Genomic DNA, 16,335 nt, shown 5'->3' on the forward strand with positions numbered 1-16,335 from the left:
GGAAAATAAATGAATACAGAAGATTTTATAAGATTGATTGAGGGTCAAACGGAAAGCCCTTCACTAGATTTTAAAGCAAACAGTCCTTGGGATTATAAGAAGCTAACAAAAGATATCTTGGCAATGTCAAATCTACCAGATGGAGGTCACATTGTAATTGGAATTGAGGAAAAGGATAATGAATTTATTAATGTAGGAGTTGACCAGAAAAATATTATCACTTACAAATATGATGAAATGCGAGATCAGGTTTCAAAATATGCAGAACCAATGGTAGATTTCAATGTCTATTTTCCGGAAGATAGAAACGAATTAAAATATGTGGTAATCAAGATCTTCTCTTTCAAAGAAATTCCAACTCTTTGTAAAAAAACTCTGGACGGAGAAATGAGAGCAAGTACTTTGTATTATAGAAATACAAATAAGAGACCTGAAAGCGCAGCCATATCAAATGTCAGCGATTTGCGAGATCTCATTGAGTTGGCAGCCGTTAGATTAATGCAACGCAGAAAAAGTTTTGGCTATACCATTCCCAATATTGACGCAGAAATATTTGACGCAGAAATAAAAGCTTTTCAGCAGACATCATCATATGAATTAATAAAATCGAAAGGCAATTGCGAAGTTTATATAACTCCTCTTCAAAAAGGTAATTTACATAGTCTTAAAAGATGTCTTGAAGTTGTCGAAAAAGCACAGGTAAAGGCGTCATGGTCATTGCCATTTATACCAAGAACGTTACACGAGGGTAGTTTAGTTACTGCTGAAAATTCTTACGAGGCTTTTTCCGATTTAGGAGCTCGAAAAGAACTGTGGAGAATGTATTTGTCAGAGAGTTTTTGCATGATTAACAGCTTTGTAGAAGACTGGCTAGAAGGTGATCATTTGAGAGGGGCTTGGGCATCAAAATTTCCTTCTGGTCAATACTTGTTTTATTATACAAGTATTATACATTATCTTACTCAACTATATGTTTTTATTGAACACTTAACAATAGAAGGATTATATAAAGAAGGTTTGAGTATTTCTATTATATTTAATGAGTTAAAAGATAGAAGATTACATTTGGACAGCGAGAATCACATGCCGCTTATGAAGATAAGAACGACAAAAACAGATAAAATCACTATTAATGAGGAATATTCACGATTAGAAATTCTGGAGGGAGGTATAAATATTTCAAGTTCTATAATTTTAAAAGTTTTAGATTACTTTAGTTTTTACCCTTCAAAAGAGTCAGTTTTACAGATTCAGAAACAGTTCTTAGAAAAAGGTTACTAAAGAAAATTACGTAAATTCAGTTCAATTTTAGAACCTATTTTAAGATGATTTTTTGAATATTTAATATGTACATCTATATTAAAGAAGTATTATAATTTGGAAAGACCAATATTGATATAAGAATTTAATATATTATTCATCTAAAAATCAAGTGTAAATTAATATATAATTTTGTTTTGAAAAAAATGAAAATTAGTTTACTGAAAAATTGAGTTAAAATTAAATTATGGTGGCAATATTATTTAAATGTACATATCTAATTTTATCTAAAAGCATCAGTTTTTTTCTATAATTATAAATGACTTAGATGTATTGTAGGTATTTTATTTTTTTGATTCGGCATAATCAAATGTATAATTTCCTTAAAATTTTAGGATAAAATATTTTTTTGGTAATTATATTTTATACATTTGCATTATGAAATTTGTAAGACTACTTTTCATCATCTATTTTGTGGCGTTATCCATAATGCCATGTCTAGATAGTGCAAATGCTCAGTCTTTTAAGCAAGATTTCAATTATTCTTTAAGTTCAAAGACACAAGAAGATTCACATTCGAAGGCAGATTCTTGTTCTCCATTTTGTTCTTGCAACTGTTGCAGAACCACGGTGGCATCTTATAAAATCGAACCAATTCTAGTTTTTTCAAGAATCGCTACTGCGTTTTTTTCTAAGAAAATCCATTTTCAGAAAAACGACTTCGCTTATTTGGTGTACGACCAAATCTGGCAACCGCCTAAAATATAATTTTTATTGATATGATGGAAGGATTCCCTTTCATCTAAATTGTCTTGGAAACTTTGCAATATCATTGCACTGTAATCCTATTCATCTTTGCATCATCTTTTAAATTCAGTTTTATACTGATTTTAACTTTGGGCAATCCAATAAAAATTAAATTCAATGTTAGATAAAATCATAAGATTTAGTATCAAGAACAAGATTGTCATTGGTATCATGACCTTGTTATTGATTATTTGGGGAGTTTGGAGCGCAACCAAACTGCCAATTGATGCTACACCGGATATTACCAATAATCAGGTGCAGATCATCACAGTATGTCCCACACTTGCTGGACAGGAAGTAGAACAACTTGTTACCTTCCCAATTGAACAAAGTATCGCAAATGTACCAGATATTGAGGAAACTAGGAGTATTTCTAGATTCGGTCTATCAGTGATTACAGTTGTTTTTAAAGAAGAGGTAGATATTTATTTTGCTCGCCAACTGGTTACTGAAAAATTAAAACAAGCAGAAGAAGAAATTCCCCAAGGTGTTGGAACTCCTGAACTTGCCCCTGTTAGTACTGGACTTGGAGAAGTTTATCAATATATCCTGCATCCCAAAAAAGGCAGTGAGAAAAAGTATGATGCTAAAGAACTGCGAACAATGCAGGACTGGATTGTGCGAAGACAGCTTAATGGAACACCTGGAGTTGCAGAGATCAACAGTTTTGGCGGTCAGTTAAAACAATACGAGGTCGCTGTAAATCCAGACAGATTAAGAGCGATGGGCGTAAGTATATCTGATATTTTTACCGCTCTCGAAAAAAATAATCAGAATACAGGAGGTGCTTATATTGATAAAAAGCCAAATGCATATTTTATCCGTGGAATCGGTTTGGTAACATCTTTAGAAGACGCAGGGAACATTGTAGTTAAAAATAATACGGGCAGTGTTCCAATCTTCATAAAAGATGTTGCTGAAGTGCGTCTGGGAAGTGCTGTGAGATATGGTGCAATGACTTTTAATGGTCAGGTCGATGCTGTGGGAGGTGTTGTTATGATGCTAAAGGGAGCCAACAGTAATGAAGTGGTGAACAGAATTAAAGAAAAGATACCAGTTATACAAAAATCTCTTCCTGCAGACGTTGTAATTGAACCTTATTTAGATAGAACCGACCTGGTTGGAAGAGCAATCGACACAGTAGAAAAAAACCTAATTGAAGGTGCACTCATTGTCATCTTCGTACTTGTTATCTTCTTGGGTAATTTAAGAGCAGGTTTAATTGTAGCATCAGCTATTCCATTATCATTACTGTTTGCATTAGGAATGATGAATGTGTTTGGTGTGAGTGCTAACCTGATGAGTTTAGGAGCGATTGATTTCGGGCTTATTGTTGATGGGGCAGTTATTATTGTGGAAGCTACCTTACATCATTTAGGCTTGAATAAATCAAAAAAAATGCTTACCCAAGCAGAAATGGATGAAGAAGTTTTTCTTTCTGCATCCAAAATCAGAAGTAGTGCAGCATTTGGAGAAATCATTATTCTAATTGTATACATTCCGATTTTAACATTGGTGGGAGTAGAAGGTAAAATGTTTACGCCTATGGCTAAAACTGTGGGATTTGCTATTTTGGGCGCTCTGATTTTATCATTGACTTATATTCCGATGATGAGTGCTTTATTCTTATCAAAAAAGATGAGCCACAAAGAAAATTTCTCTGATAAAATGATGAACAGAATTCAGAAAGTTTATCAGCCTTTATTGGAAAAAGCATTAAAAATAAAATATTGGCTGGTTGGAGGAACCGTAGCTCTCTTTGCTGTAGCAATATTTGTTTTTGGGAGAATGGGTGGTGAATTTATACCTCAGTTGCAGGAAGGCGATTTTGCATTCCACTGTATCCTTCCACAAGGAAGTTCCTTAAATCAAAGTATTGAAACTTCAATGCAGGCTTCAAGAATTATAAAACAGTTTGATGAGGTAAAAATGGTTGTTGGTAAAACTGGCGCTGCTGAAGTACCTACCGACCCAATGCCACCGGAAGCTACTGATATGATGGTTATCTTGAAACCTCAGAAAGAATGGAAAACAAAGAAAACGTATGACGAACTCGCTGATGAAATCTCAGAGAAATTAGAAGTGATTCCTGGAGTTTTCTTTGAAAAGAACCAACCTATCCAAATGCGTTTCAATGAGTTAATGACAGGTATTAGACAAGATGTTGCAGTTAAAATTTTTGGTGAAAACTTAGATTCTCTGGCAATTTATGCTGATAAGACTGCTAAGGTAATACAGTCTGTTAAAGGTTCTACATCTCCCCAAATTGAGCGTGTAAGCGGACTCCCTCAGATTAACGTAGAGTATGACAGAACCAGAATGGCCAATTACGGATTAAACATTGAAGACGTTAATAATGCAGTAAGTACAGCTTTTGCAGGTAAATCAGCAGGTCAGGTTTTTGAAAATGAAAGGAGGTTCGATCTGGTTGTAAGATTAGACAGTTTACACAGAACAAATATTGACGATGTTAGTAATCTAATGATTTCTACTGCCTCTGGAACGCAAATTCCACTCGCCCAGGTTGCTAATATTAGTTACAAATTAGGGCCTGCCCAAATCAGCCGCGAAGCGGGAAAAAGAAGGATTGTAATAGGTTTCAATGTGAAAGACCGTGATGTTGAAAGTGTAGTTAAGGACATACAATCAAAGCTCGATAAAGAAGTAAAACTTCCTGCAGGATATTATTTTACCTATGGAGGTCAATTTGAGAATCTTCAGGCAGCAAGTAAGAGATTAATGATTGCAGTTCCAGTATCGCTATTCTTAATCTTTATGCTGCTTTATTTTACATTTAATTCATTTAAGCAAGCCACTTTAATTTTTACGGCTATTCCTATGAGTGCGATTGGTGGTGTATTCGCATTATTATTGAGAGATATGCCATTCAGTATCAGTGCCGGAATTGGCTTTATTGCTTTATTTGGTGTTGCCGTTTTGAATGGAATTGTATTGATTGGAACATTTAATCAATTGGAAAAGGAAGGCGAGACCAATATTCTGAAAAGAGTAATGGAAGGTACAAAAACAAGATTAAGACCTGTTTTAATGACTGCAACAGTAGCTTCATTAGGATTTTTACCGATGGCTATTTCTACAGGTGCAGGAGCTGAAGTGCAAAAACCTTTGGCGACAGTTGTTATCGGAGGTTTGGTTACGGCGACTTTCTTAACATTATTTGTCTTACCAATGTTGTATATTATTTTTAATACCAAGATTAATTTAAAAAAGATCAATAACAAATCGGTAACCGCCATTGTGGTTTTAGGATTTTTATTTTTAGGACAGACTTTTAGTGCACAACAGGGAAGAACCATAACAGTCGAAGAAGCTACACGTACTGCTATTGAGAATAATCAATCAATCCGATCGAGAGATCTGGATATTAAAGCTACACAGGCATTGATTCCAACGTCCAAAGAGCTCCCGAAAATGAATGTGGATGCTCAATTGGGGCAGTATAACTCTAAGAAATTTGACCAATCATTTTCGATCTCCCAAACGATTCCATTTCCAACTTTGTTCAAAGCAAGAAAAGAGTTGATTGCGGAACAGATTAAAGGAAAGCAAATCAACAGGGAAGTTTCTATGAATGAATTAGCGAAACAGGTTCGAACGTATTATTATCAAATTGAGTATTTACAATTTAATAAATCCAAGCTTAGCAATCTGGATAGTTTATACAATGACTTTATCAGAGTTGCAACGGTTAGGTTTAAAGCCGGAGATATTAAAAAAATTGAAATCAATACAGCTGAAACACAGAGAGGGGAAATCAACTTATTGCTTAAACAGAATGAGGTTTATCTTACCAATGCCTATAAAAATTTAAAAACATTGCTAAATATTGAAGAGGATATTTCAGTTCCATTTGATCAGAACTATCATCCGCTACAAGCACAATATGTTTTAGACAGCAGTGCCATTGCACAGCATCCTACCGTAAAAGCTTTTTATCAGGAAATGCAGATTGCGGAAAAAAATAAGAAAGTTGAAAAATCTTTGGGACTTCCTGACTTTACCATCGGATATACTAATCAGTCATTGATAGGATTTCAAACCATCAACGGGATGGATCAGTATTTCAATGGAGGAAACAGGTTTCATTCGGCAACAATTGGTGTTTCTATTCCTTTGACATTTGGAGCTACGAAAGCAAGAATCCAGTCTTATGAATATCAGAGACAAATGGCAGAATCAAATGCAAAATTCCAGCAAAAGCAGCTTGAAGCGCAATTGCAAAATGCATTTAATCAATATCAGCAAAATGTTAATCAGTATGACTACTACGTTAATCAAGCGATTCCAAATGCTGAGAAAATTGCCAAAGCAGGACAATTAGGTTATAAAACAGGAGAAATTTCTTATGTAGAATATCTTTTTGCACTGCAGACTTCCACCAATATTCAGCTTAAATACCTGGAATCTATTCAACAGGTCAACGAATCTGTAGTTATCATTAATTCAATCATCAATAAATAGACAAATGAAAATCAAATATAGCATTGTATCTCTAGCCTTAATTTCTATTCTAGCGGTCAGCTGTGGAAAAAAAGATGCTCCGGCAGAAGGAGAAGAGAAACCAAAAACAGAACAGGCAGAAGAAAGTCACGAAGAAGCTCCGCAAACTATTGCGGAACTGACTGAAGAACAGATGAAATCTGTAGGAATCAGTCTTGGAACTTTAGAAATGAAAGATTTAGCCTCAACTATTAAGGCAAATGGTGTTCTTCGTGTACCCAATAACAGAAAGGCAACGGTCACTTCACTGTATGGAGGTGTCATTAAGACATTAACCGTTCAGATAGGAGATTATGTAAGACAGGGACAGGTTATTGCTACAATCAGTAACCCTGAATACATTCAGTTACAGGAACAATATCTGACTATTAACAGCAGAATAACTTATGCAGAGCAGGAATTCAGAAGGCAAAAGGAGCTTTTTGACAATGATGCCGGAGCAAAAAAGAATCTGCAAAGTTCTGATGCGGAGCTAAAAAGTTTAAGAACCCAGAGATCATCGTTACAAAGACAATTACAGCTAATGGGAATCAGTCCTGGGAAAGTAAGCAATGGAAACCTAAGATCAGGCTTGGTCATTACATCGCCAATCAGCGGAACAGTTAGTACGATTAATGCACAGATAGGAAGTTATGTTGATGTATCGTCACCGGTTTTGGAGATCATCGATAACAGCTCAATTCATTTGGATTTACAAGTCTTTGAAAGAGATCTTCCCAAAATGAAAGTTGGTCAGATTGTGCAGTTTAAGCTCACCAACAATCCGGAAGAAACCTTTAATGCAAAAGTGTACAGCATCGGATCATCTTTTGAAAATGAAAGTAAAACGATTTCAGTTCATGCAATGGTTACCGGGAACAAAGCTGGCTTGATTGACGGAATGAATATTACAGGAAATGTAAGCCTTGGAAATTCACAAACTCCCGCCGTTCCAAATGAAGCTATTGTAGAAGCCGATGGTAAATTCTATGTATTTGTACAAACTTCTAAAAAAGTGGAAGAGCACGCTGAAGAAAAAGGAGATGACGATCATGGTCACGGGCATGATGAAGGAGAGGCGGAACACGGTCACAAAAATGAAACCGAAGCAGGAAACCATGCAAAGGAGCAGGCTAAGAAAATGAATTTTGAAAAAATTGAAGTGGTAAAAGGGACTTCAGATATGGGTTACACAGCGATTACGCCTGTGAGTGCAATTGCACCTGATGCAAAAATTGTGGTAAAAGGCGCATTCTTCGTGAATGCTAAGCTTTCTAATGCAGGAGACCACGGACATTAATTAATCAATAATCAAGTGAAATCCTATCTTGATTTCACTTGATTTTAAAAATATTAGTTATGCCTTTAAAACAAGAATTAGAAACCCAGGGAAATTGGCTGTTCAGATACAGAAGTTTTTTGCCGATTATCGTTCTGGCGCTTGGCTTAGGAGTTTTTATCCAAAATGTTTTGCTGAAAAACGATAATGATTGTTCACTTTTCTTTGAGATGCTTTGTTTAGCTGTAAGCATTTTAGGTTTGATTATAAGAGTGTATACTGTTGGTTTTACTCCGCATAATACTTCAGGAAGAAATACAAAAGCAGGGCAGGTTGCAGATGAATTAAACACTACAGGTATTTACAGTACAACCAGAAATCCATTGTACTTAGGTAATTTTTTTATGTGGCTTGGGCTTGCGATGTTTACTGAAAATCTGTGGTTTGTAATTTCATTTGTGTTTTTTTATTGGGTCTATTATGAAAGGATTGTTTTTGCTGAAGAGCAATTTTTAGAAAGAAAATTTGGAGAGCAATATACTAAGTGGGCTGATAAAGTACCGGTTTTTATACCGAATTTATACCTTTTCAGAAATACTCATCTTAGCTTCAGTTTAAAAAAAGTTCTATTAAAAGAAAAAAACGGACTTTTTGCCATGTTTCTGATTTTTACTGTTTTTGAAATTACCGGAGAAATTATCCTAAGACATACGCATTATAATATGATTTTTATTGTAGGCTGTATTCTTACTATGATTCTATACATTATTTTAAAAGTAATAAAAAAACGTAAAACAATGTTGCAAAATAAATTTAGTCAATAATTAAAAAATCCTCAATTATGCTTTTAAACAAAAGAATTTCGGTTTGGTATTTTGTTAAACAGATTAAATTTCAGATCGTTTTGATTGTCAGCTTTGCTTTTCTAATAGGCTTTTTAGACGACATTGATTTTTTGAAAAAAATTACCATACCATTGAGTATTCCTGCACTTTTAGGAACTGCTGTCTCTTTACTTTTAGCATTCAGGACTGCACAATCTTATGAAAGATGGTGGGAAGCAAGAACCGTTTGGGGCGCTATTGTGAATGATTCAAGATCATTTATGAGATTAATAAAACAATTTTTCCCTAACTCAGAAAACGATACATCTGAGTTTGCAGAACGACATATCATCTGGCTGAATGCTTTAGGAGAAAGTTTAAGAAAAGTACCTTTTTCAATAAGAGTAAGAGAATACTTAGAATCGCAAAACATCAATGCTTTAAATATTCCCAATGCCCTTTTAGATAAACATTCTGATCACCTTAGGAAATTGGCAGAACAGGAGAATTTATCTGAATACAAATTGGTACAGATGAACGATATGGTCATCAGGTTTTGTGACAGTATGGGAAAATGTGAGCGTTTAAAAAATACTGTTTTCCCTCGTGCCTACAGCATTTTGCTGCATACATTGATTTACGTTTTTGCATTTCTTCTGCCATTTGGACTGGAAGACTCACAACTTGGTGTTGAGATTGCCACGACAATTATTGTACCTGTGATTTTTATAGCTATTGAGAAAACAGCAATCATAATGCAGGACCCCTTTGAAAATACACCGGTAGATACTCCAATGACATCATTAGCAAAAACAATTGAAATCAATCTTTTGCAAATGATCGGAGAGAAGAATGTACCAGTTAAAGAAGTGAGTACAAGCTATTATGAAATGTAGGCTTAATCTAATACAAATCTTAGTGTTATGAACGATCAGAATAAAAATATTTCGGCTTCTGCAAAACATAAAAGAAATCTTTTAATTGTCTTATGTTTAAGTGGCACTTATATGATTGCCGAAGTTATTGGCGGTTTAGCTACTAAAAGTCTTGCGCTACTTGCCGATGCAGCTCATATGCTTACTGATGTGGTCGGATTATTCCTTGCTTTTATAGCAATCAAAATTGGTGAAAGAAAAGCCGATGCACAGAAAACATTCGGCTATTACCGAACAGAAATTCTGGCGGCAGTAATCAATGCGGTAGTTCTGTTGGGAATTTCTGTATATGTATTGTTTGAAGCATGGCAAAGGTTCAAAAATCCCCCTGAAGTACAGAGCACAGCTATGATGATCGTTGCCGGAATAGGCTTGCTGGTGAATATTATCGGAATCATGATTATTAGAAAAGATTCAGGTGAAAGCCTAAATATGAAGGGTGCCTACTTTGAGGTTCTTTCTGACGCGCTTACCTCAGTAGGAGTAATGATTGCCGGAGTTATTATGTTGACGACAGGATGGTATTATGCTGATCCCCTTATTTCCGCTGTGATAGGGTTATTAATATTTCCGAGAACCTGGAAGCTCTTGAAAGAAGCTGTGAATGTTTTATTAGAAGGAACTCCAAAAGATGTCAATATAGAAGAGCTTAGAAATTCTTTGGAATCTGTAAAAGGAGTTATTAAACTTCATGATCTCCACGTTTGGTCATTGACTTCCGGCGTTAATGCGATGAGTTCCCACGTAGTAGCCGACCATCAGGAAGATCTCAATAAACTTTTGAAAAATTTGTCAGATAAAGCCACCTCTGAATTTAAAATTAGCCATACTACATTCCAAATTGAAACTGAAGGGCACCAAGAGGGGGAGGTTCATCTATAATAGCAGTTGTGCCATCTTGCATTAATAGATGAAATAAGTAAATGGGAAAATTTCTAAAACATCAAATAGACTATGAATTATAAAAATCTGGGTCTATTCAAGATGAATTACATACTTACGTATTTTTTTACGCAATTAATCATTTCAAATATTTAGATATATGAAATTAAAACAAAACTATTGGGGCAATTACACATTACTGGTTTATTCTTTTTTATTTTATCTGGTATCGTCTTTACTTCTCCGATTTGGATTTTTAGCAGTCAGTTTTCAAAAGGCTGATTTATCTCTGTTACCTATAATGAAAATTTTTCTTCTGGGATTTTTGTTTGACTTTGGAGTTGGATTATTCTTTCTGCTACCATACAGTTTTTATCTATTGATTTTTCCTCAGAAATACATAAGGTCTTTATTCAATAAAATTATTACCTACAGCACTTTTATTATTTTTCTTCTTATACATTTATTTTCATTTTTTGCCGAGGTTACATTTTGGCAGGAGTTTGAGAGCCGATTTAATTTTATTGCTGTAGATTATTTGGTATATACTTACGAAGTTATTAATAACATAAATGAGTCTTACCCTTTACCCGTTTTGATATCATCGATACTTCTGCTTATGACCTTAATATTTATTTTGTTTTACAAAAGCAAAATATTCTTTTTTTCATTTAACGGACAACATAAATTTTCGGTTAGACTAATTGTTTTTTTAGGATTTTTCTGCCTTACCATAATATACTCTTTGTTTATCAGTAATAGTTTAGCAGATAAAAGTGTCAATCGTTATCAAAATGAAATTTCTAAGGCAGGAATTTATTCGTTTTTCTCCGCCTATAAAAACAATGAAATCAATTACGATCATTTTTACAAACTAATTGATAACGAAAGCGCTTTTAAAATAGTTAGAACTGATTTGAACGATAATCAAAGATTTTTCTCAAATAACCTTTCTATAGAACGAAAAATATCCAGCAAACAAAATCTTATAAAGCCAAATGTTATAATGATAACAATGGAAAGTTTCAGCGCGGACTTTATGGGTACTTTCGGGAATAAACAAGGGCTTACTCCAAATTTAGATTCTTTAGCCGGCGGTGGCATTTTATTCTCACAAATGTATGCTACAGGAACCAGAACAGTGCGTGGAATGGAGGCTTTGTCGTTAGCTGTCCCACCAACGCCAGGCAACAGTATTGTCAGAAGAGAAGATAATGATCATCTTACAACTATAGGCTCAATTTTTAGTGCACAAGGTTACGATAACACATTTATTTATGGAGGAGATGGATATTTTGATAATATGAATAAATATTTTGGAAATAACGGATATGATATTATAGATAAGAAGAGAAATCCTTTGGCAAAAGAAAACTATCAGGCATTGAGGACGCCGATCAACCAGAAAGAAATTACGTTTGAAAATGCATGGGGGATTTGTGACGAAGATTTATACAATCAAGTGATTAAACAGGCAGACCAGAAATATAAACAAGGAAAATCTTTTTATGATTTTGTGATGACCACTTCCAATCACCGTCCGTTTACATATCCTGATGGCAAAATTGATATACCATCCGGTTCGGGTAGGGAAGGTGCAATAAAATATACAGATTATGCTATCGGACAATTCTTTAAAAAAGCTAGAAGTAAGCCGTGGTTTAAAAATACAGTATTTGTGATTGTAGCTGATCACTGCGCAAGTAGCGCAGGTAAAAATGAAATTGATATTTCCAAATATCATATCCCAGCAATGATTATAAATCTTCCGAACCAAAACTCTTTAAAAATTGAAAAAATGTGTTCACAAATTGATCTTTATCCAACTTTATTTGATTTAATGGGATGGAACTACAGAAGTAACCTTTATGGTAAGAATGTTTTGAGCGACAATTATATTCCTAGAATTTTTGTAAGTACCTATCAAAAGTTGGGATATATGGAAAACGATAAACTTGTGATATTGAGCCCTCAGCAGAAAGTGGAAGCTTATTTATATAATAAAACGCAAAATCAACAGATACCAAAGATTTTTTCTGATCAGTATATTAACAAGGTTGTCGCAAATTATCAAACTGCATATTATCTCTATAAAAATCAAGGTTTGAAACAAAAATAATCAAGTAATGTTAGATACAACATGGATATAAAATTTGAACTTATTCTTTCAGGCAAATTGCTGCTATCTATATTATTCGGCAGCATTATAGGTTATGAAAGAGAAGCAGCTCATAAAGATGCCGGTATACGAACGTTTGCTATTCTTTGCTTGGCATCTTGTCTTTTTGTTGCGGTTGCCTCTCATCTTACAGATGATAAATCAGCGATAGCCAGAATGCTTGCAGCAATTCCGGCAGGACTTGGATTTATAAGTGCTGGATTAGCATTAAAAGATAAATCAAGCAATATGCAGGGATTAACAACATCTACAGCACTATGGGCAGCGTCAGCTATTGGAGCGGCTCTTGCCTTAAATATGTTTTTATTGTCATTTTTAGCAACTGTTCTCACCCTTTTTGTATTAAGCCTGAATAAATTCAAATGGTATAAAAACTGGATTGCAAAGAAGGAGCAAAGTAAAAATTTAAAATAAAAAATTAAAAATCACTTAAAATATACTTCTATGAAACATCAACACACTTACGATGAGCAAGGTAACCAGCTTTGCTGTACGCCTCAGGAAGGCAAGATTTATAAGGATGCAGGAGCCAAAAAACTCATTGTTGAGGATAATGGCTGTTGTTCAACAAATGTAAAGAAAGAAGTACAGCATCATTCCGATGACGATGGACATAACCACGATCATGACAATAGTGATAAGAGTACTTTTCAGATGTTCCTTCCCGCAATAGTTTCATTGTTATTGCTTCTGTTGGGAATTGCGTTAGATAATTATTTTAAACCAGACTGGTTTAAAGATTGGATTCGTATTGTTTGGTATGCAGCAGCTTATGCCCCTGTCGGGCTTCCTGTTTTAAAAGAAGCTTTTGAAAGCATTAAGGATGGTGATGTTTTCTCTGAATTCTTTTTGATGAGTATCGCAACTATAGGAGCTTTTATAATTGGTGAATATCCTGAAGGTGTAGCTGTTATGTTATTTTATGCTGTAGGGGAAGTTTTTCAAACACTAGCAGTAACAAGAGCAAAAAGTAATATTAAAGCTCTTCTTGATCAAAGACCGGATGAGGTGACAATTATTGAAAATAACGAAACAAAAACTATTAAAGCTTCCAATGCAGAGATAGGGCAAACCATACAGTTAAAACCTGGAGAAAAACTTGCTTTGGATGGAGAGCTTATTTCAGATTCAGCATCTTTTAATACGGCAGCACTAACCGGCGAAAGTAAACCTGATACAAAAAATAAAGGAGAGACTGTTCTTGCAGGGATGATTAATATGAATAGTGTTGCTTTGGTAAAAATCAATACAGCTTATGAGGACAGTAAACTCAGTAAGATTTTAGAATTGGTTCAAAATGCGACTGCGCAGAAGGCACCTACGGAGCTGTTTATAAGAAGATTTGCAAGAGTTTATACTCCGATTGTTGTTGTGTTAGCAGTACTGATATGTCTTATTCCATATTTTTTTGTCGATAATTATATTTTTAGAGATTGGTTATACAGAGCTTTGATCTTTCTGGTAATTTCTTGTCCTTGTGCTTTAGTCATTTCAATTCCTTTAGGGTATTTTGGAGGTATTGGTGCAGCAAGTCGAAACGGAATTTTATTTAAAGGCAGTAATTTTCTAGATAAGATTGCCGAAATAAAAAATGTTGTGATGGATAAAACCGGTACTATGACGGAAGGAGTATTTAAAGTTCAGGAAGTCGATATTAAATCAGAATTTGATAAAAATGAAATCCTTAAGATGGTTAATGTTGTAGAGAGCAAGAGTACCCATCCTGTGGCAACTGCTATCCACGAATATGTTGGCGATTTGGATACATCAATTAATGTTGAGAATTCTGAGGAAATTGCAGGTCATGGTCTTAAAGCTGTAATCAACGGTAAGGATATACTCGTAGGGAATTTCAAGCTTATGGATAAGTTCAATATTCAATATGATGTTGATCCTTCAAAAATTGTTTACACCGTTATTGCAATTGCTTATGATAAAAAATTTGCAGGCTACATAACTATCGCTGATAGTATTAAAGACGATGCTAAAAAAACTTTAGAACTGTTACATAATTTAAATGTAAAGGCAACAATGCTTAGTGGTGACAAAACAAGCGTTGTAAAATATGTCGCAGAACAAATAGGAATTGACAACGCTTTCGGTGACCTTCTTCCTGAGGATAAAGTGAACAAGGTGAAAGAAATAAAATCCAAAAATGAGAGCGTTGCATTTGTTGGTGACGGTGTTAATGATGCCCCAGTGGTTGCTTTAAGTGATGTCGGTATTGCCATGGGCGGCTTAGGGAGTGATGCGACCATTGAGACTGCTGATGTCGTGATTCAAGATGATAAACCTTCAAAAATACCAATGGCTATTAACATTGGCAAAAAAACTAAAAGAATTGTCTGGCAGAACATCATTTTAGCATTTGTGGTCAAAGCAATTGTTTTAATTCTTGGAGCCGGAGGATTGGCAACAATGTGGGAAGCTGTTTTTGCAGATGTAGGTGTTGCATTGATTGCAATTCTAAATGCTGTACGCATCCAACGAATGAATTTCAAATAAAAATAACATAGCATTCTAATTTCACTAATCACTTAAGAAAAGTTCCAACAAATATCAATTAAAATAAAGTTCTCAAACCGAGAACAGGTTGTTTATTGAAAATATTCAACAAAACTATTTACTCTAATTTTTCAATTAATGCAATGATAATCAATATTATAAATAAGATTCCAGTTCTTTTTTTTATGCTAGTATGCAATTTGGCTTTAGCACAGGATAGCTTAACAGTAAGTGAAAAAATTGGGGATACGATTGCTGTCCAAAAACCTGAAAATAATTTTAGTTATAAGAGACTTATAGCCCCTACAAGTTTAATATCCATAGGAGCGATGAGTTTCGCTATTCCTAAAATGAAAGAATTTGATGCAGGAGTACGAAAAGAAGTAAAAGACCATAATCTTCATAATTCTACATTGGATAATTATACCCAATTCATACCTGCCGTGATGGTTTATGGATTTAATATTTCAGGTTTGAAAGGCAAGCATAATTTAAGAGAAAGAACAATTATTCTTGCAACATCGCAGCTAATATCGACAGCAATCGTAATACCTTCAAAATATTTAATTGGAGAAGAACGCCCAGATAAATCCAACAATATGTCTTTTCCGTCTGGGCATGCAGCAATTGCTTTTTCAACAGCGCAGTTTATGTATAGAGAATATAGAGACAGTAATTATTGGCTCAGTTTATCAGGATATCCATTTGCAATATTCACAAGTGTTTACAGAGTTATTAATAACAAACACTGGGTAACAGATGTAGTAGCGGGCGCTGGGGTAGGAATACTTTCAACCGAATTAGCTTATTGGCTATTTCCGAAAATCAATATGTTTTTATCAGCTAATAAAAACAAAAAATCTGTCTCTATGCTTGCCCCTCTTTATCAAAAGAATGGTCATAGCAATACTTTTGGGATTAATTATCAGATAACCTTCTAATTTAGAACATGGGATTTAAACGACGTTTTAGAAGAAAAATTATTCGAAGAGGTAAGCACAGGCTTACTTCTCAAGATCTTTTTTTTATTGTTGGCTGGCTTCTTTTTATGCTCCTTTTGGTAATTCATCAGGTATACAATTTTAATATCAAATATGTTAAGATTCATTCGCATCCTTCGGAAAAAACACACACTCATAATGACGGAAAATGACAAATTATCAA

Annotated in this window: 11 protein-coding genes; all 11 read left to right on the plus strand. The window is 34.4% G+C overall.

Translation table 11 applies throughout. The features are described 5' to 3' along the window. The first annotated feature begins 9 nt into the window (after window positions 1-9). The 11 genes from AC2A1D_RS03740 to AC2A1D_RS03790 all read left to right on the plus strand — a co-directional run bounded on the left by AC2A1D_RS03740 (window position 10) and on the right by AC2A1D_RS03790 (window position 16,112). Entirely contained in the window at window positions 10-1,281 is a 1,272-nt protein-coding gene (locus tag AC2A1D_RS03740; RefSeq protein ID WP_002977365.1) for an ATP-binding protein, read from the plus strand. 417 nt (window positions 1,282-1,698) lie between these two features. Continuing rightward, window positions 1,699-2,028 (plus strand): DUF6660 family protein, encoded by a 330-nt coding sequence (locus AC2A1D_RS03745; RefSeq protein ID WP_050791101.1) that lies wholly within the window; start codon window positions 1,699-1,701, stop codon window positions 2,026-2,028. Between the two features lie 156 nt (window positions 2,029-2,184). Beyond that, window positions 2,185-6,549 carry a CusA/CzcA family heavy metal efflux RND transporter gene (locus tag AC2A1D_RS03750; protein WP_002977367.1) on the plus strand — a complete coding sequence of 1,455 codons (4,365 nt, stop codon included), beginning with the start codon at window positions 2,185-2,187 and terminating at the stop codon, window positions 6,547-6,549. Between the two features lie 4 nt (window positions 6,550-6,553). After that, entirely contained in the window at window positions 6,554-7,867 is a 1,314-nt protein-coding gene (locus AC2A1D_RS03755; RefSeq protein ID WP_002977368.1) for an efflux RND transporter periplasmic adaptor subunit, read from the plus strand. A gap of 59 nt (window positions 7,868-7,926) precedes the next feature. Then, window positions 7,927-8,670 (plus strand): methyltransferase family protein, encoded by a 744-nt coding sequence (locus AC2A1D_RS03760; protein WP_002977370.1) that lies wholly within the window; start codon window positions 7,927-7,929, stop codon window positions 8,668-8,670. Between the two features lie 17 nt (window positions 8,671-8,687). After that, complete coding sequence (locus AC2A1D_RS03765) at window positions 8,688-9,566, plus strand: bestrophin family protein (protein WP_002977372.1); 879 nt, start codon at window positions 8,688-8,690, stop codon at window positions 9,564-9,566. A 27-nt stretch (window positions 9,567-9,593) separates the two neighbouring features. Further along, window positions 9,594-10,487, plus strand: a complete 894-nt coding sequence (locus AC2A1D_RS03770; RefSeq protein ID WP_002977374.1) for a cation diffusion facilitator family transporter — start codon at window positions 9,594-9,596, stop codon at window positions 10,485-10,487. Window positions 10,488-10,647: 160 nt separating this feature from the next. Then, window positions 10,648-12,606, plus strand: coding sequence for an LTA synthase family protein (locus tag AC2A1D_RS03775; protein ID WP_484042331.1), 1,959 nt, complete (start codon window positions 10,648-10,650; stop codon window positions 12,604-12,606). Window positions 12,607-12,627: 21 nt separating this feature from the next. Further along, window positions 12,628-13,080, plus strand: coding sequence for an MgtC/SapB family protein (locus tag AC2A1D_RS03780; protein ID WP_002977378.1), 453 nt, complete (start codon window positions 12,628-12,630; stop codon window positions 13,078-13,080). Between the two features lie 30 nt (window positions 13,081-13,110). After that, complete coding sequence (locus tag AC2A1D_RS03785) at window positions 13,111-15,171, plus strand: heavy metal translocating P-type ATPase (protein ID WP_002977380.1); 2,061 nt, start codon at window positions 13,111-13,113, stop codon at window positions 15,169-15,171. Between the two features lie 185 nt (window positions 15,172-15,356). Beyond that, a complete protein-coding gene (locus AC2A1D_RS03790; RefSeq protein ID WP_484042332.1) occupies window positions 15,357-16,112 on the plus strand; it encodes a phosphatase PAP2 family protein in 756 nt (251 codons plus the stop codon). The last annotated feature ends 223 nt before the right edge of the window (window positions 16,113-16,335 follow it).

Source organism: Chryseobacterium sp. HNCC26DJ239 (assembly GCF_057180445.1).

Bases quoted from the DNA above. Each gene is read 5' to 3' on its own strand.
- AC2A1D_RS03765 (WP_002977372.1), top strand. From the start codon at position 8,688: ATGCTTTTAAACAAAAGAATTTCGGTTTGGTATTTTGTTAAACAGATT.
- AC2A1D_RS03760 (WP_002977370.1), top strand. From the start codon at position 7,927: ATGCCTTTAAAACAAGAATTAGAAACCCAGGGAAATTGGCTGTTCAGA.
- AC2A1D_RS03750 (WP_002977367.1), top strand. From the start codon at position 2,185: ATGTTAGATAAAATCATAAGATTTAGTATCAAGAACAAGATTGTCATT.
- AC2A1D_RS03785 (WP_002977380.1), top strand. From the start codon at position 13,111: ATGAAACATCAACACACTTACGATGAGCAAGGTAACCAGCTTTGCTGT.
- AC2A1D_RS03775 (WP_484042331.1), top strand. From the start codon at position 10,648: ATGAAATTAAAACAAAACTATTGGGGCAATTACACATTACTGGTTTAT.
- AC2A1D_RS03745 (WP_050791101.1), top strand. From the start codon at position 1,699: ATGAAATTTGTAAGACTACTTTTCATCATCTATTTTGTGGCGTTATCC.
- AC2A1D_RS03780 (WP_002977378.1), top strand. From the start codon at position 12,628: ATGGATATAAAATTTGAACTTATTCTTTCAGGCAAATTGCTGCTATCT.
- AC2A1D_RS03770 (WP_002977374.1), top strand. From the start codon at position 9,594: ATGAACGATCAGAATAAAAATATTTCGGCTTCTGCAAAACATAAAAGA.
- AC2A1D_RS03755 (WP_002977368.1), top strand. From the start codon at position 6,554: ATGAAAATCAAATATAGCATTGTATCTCTAGCCTTAATTTCTATTCTA.
- AC2A1D_RS03740 (WP_002977365.1), top strand. From the start codon at position 10: ATGAATACAGAAGATTTTATAAGATTGATTGAGGGTCAAACGGAAAGC.
- AC2A1D_RS03790 (WP_484042332.1), top strand. From the start codon at position 15,357: ATGCTAGTATGCAATTTGGCTTTAGCACAGGATAGCTTAACAGTAAGT.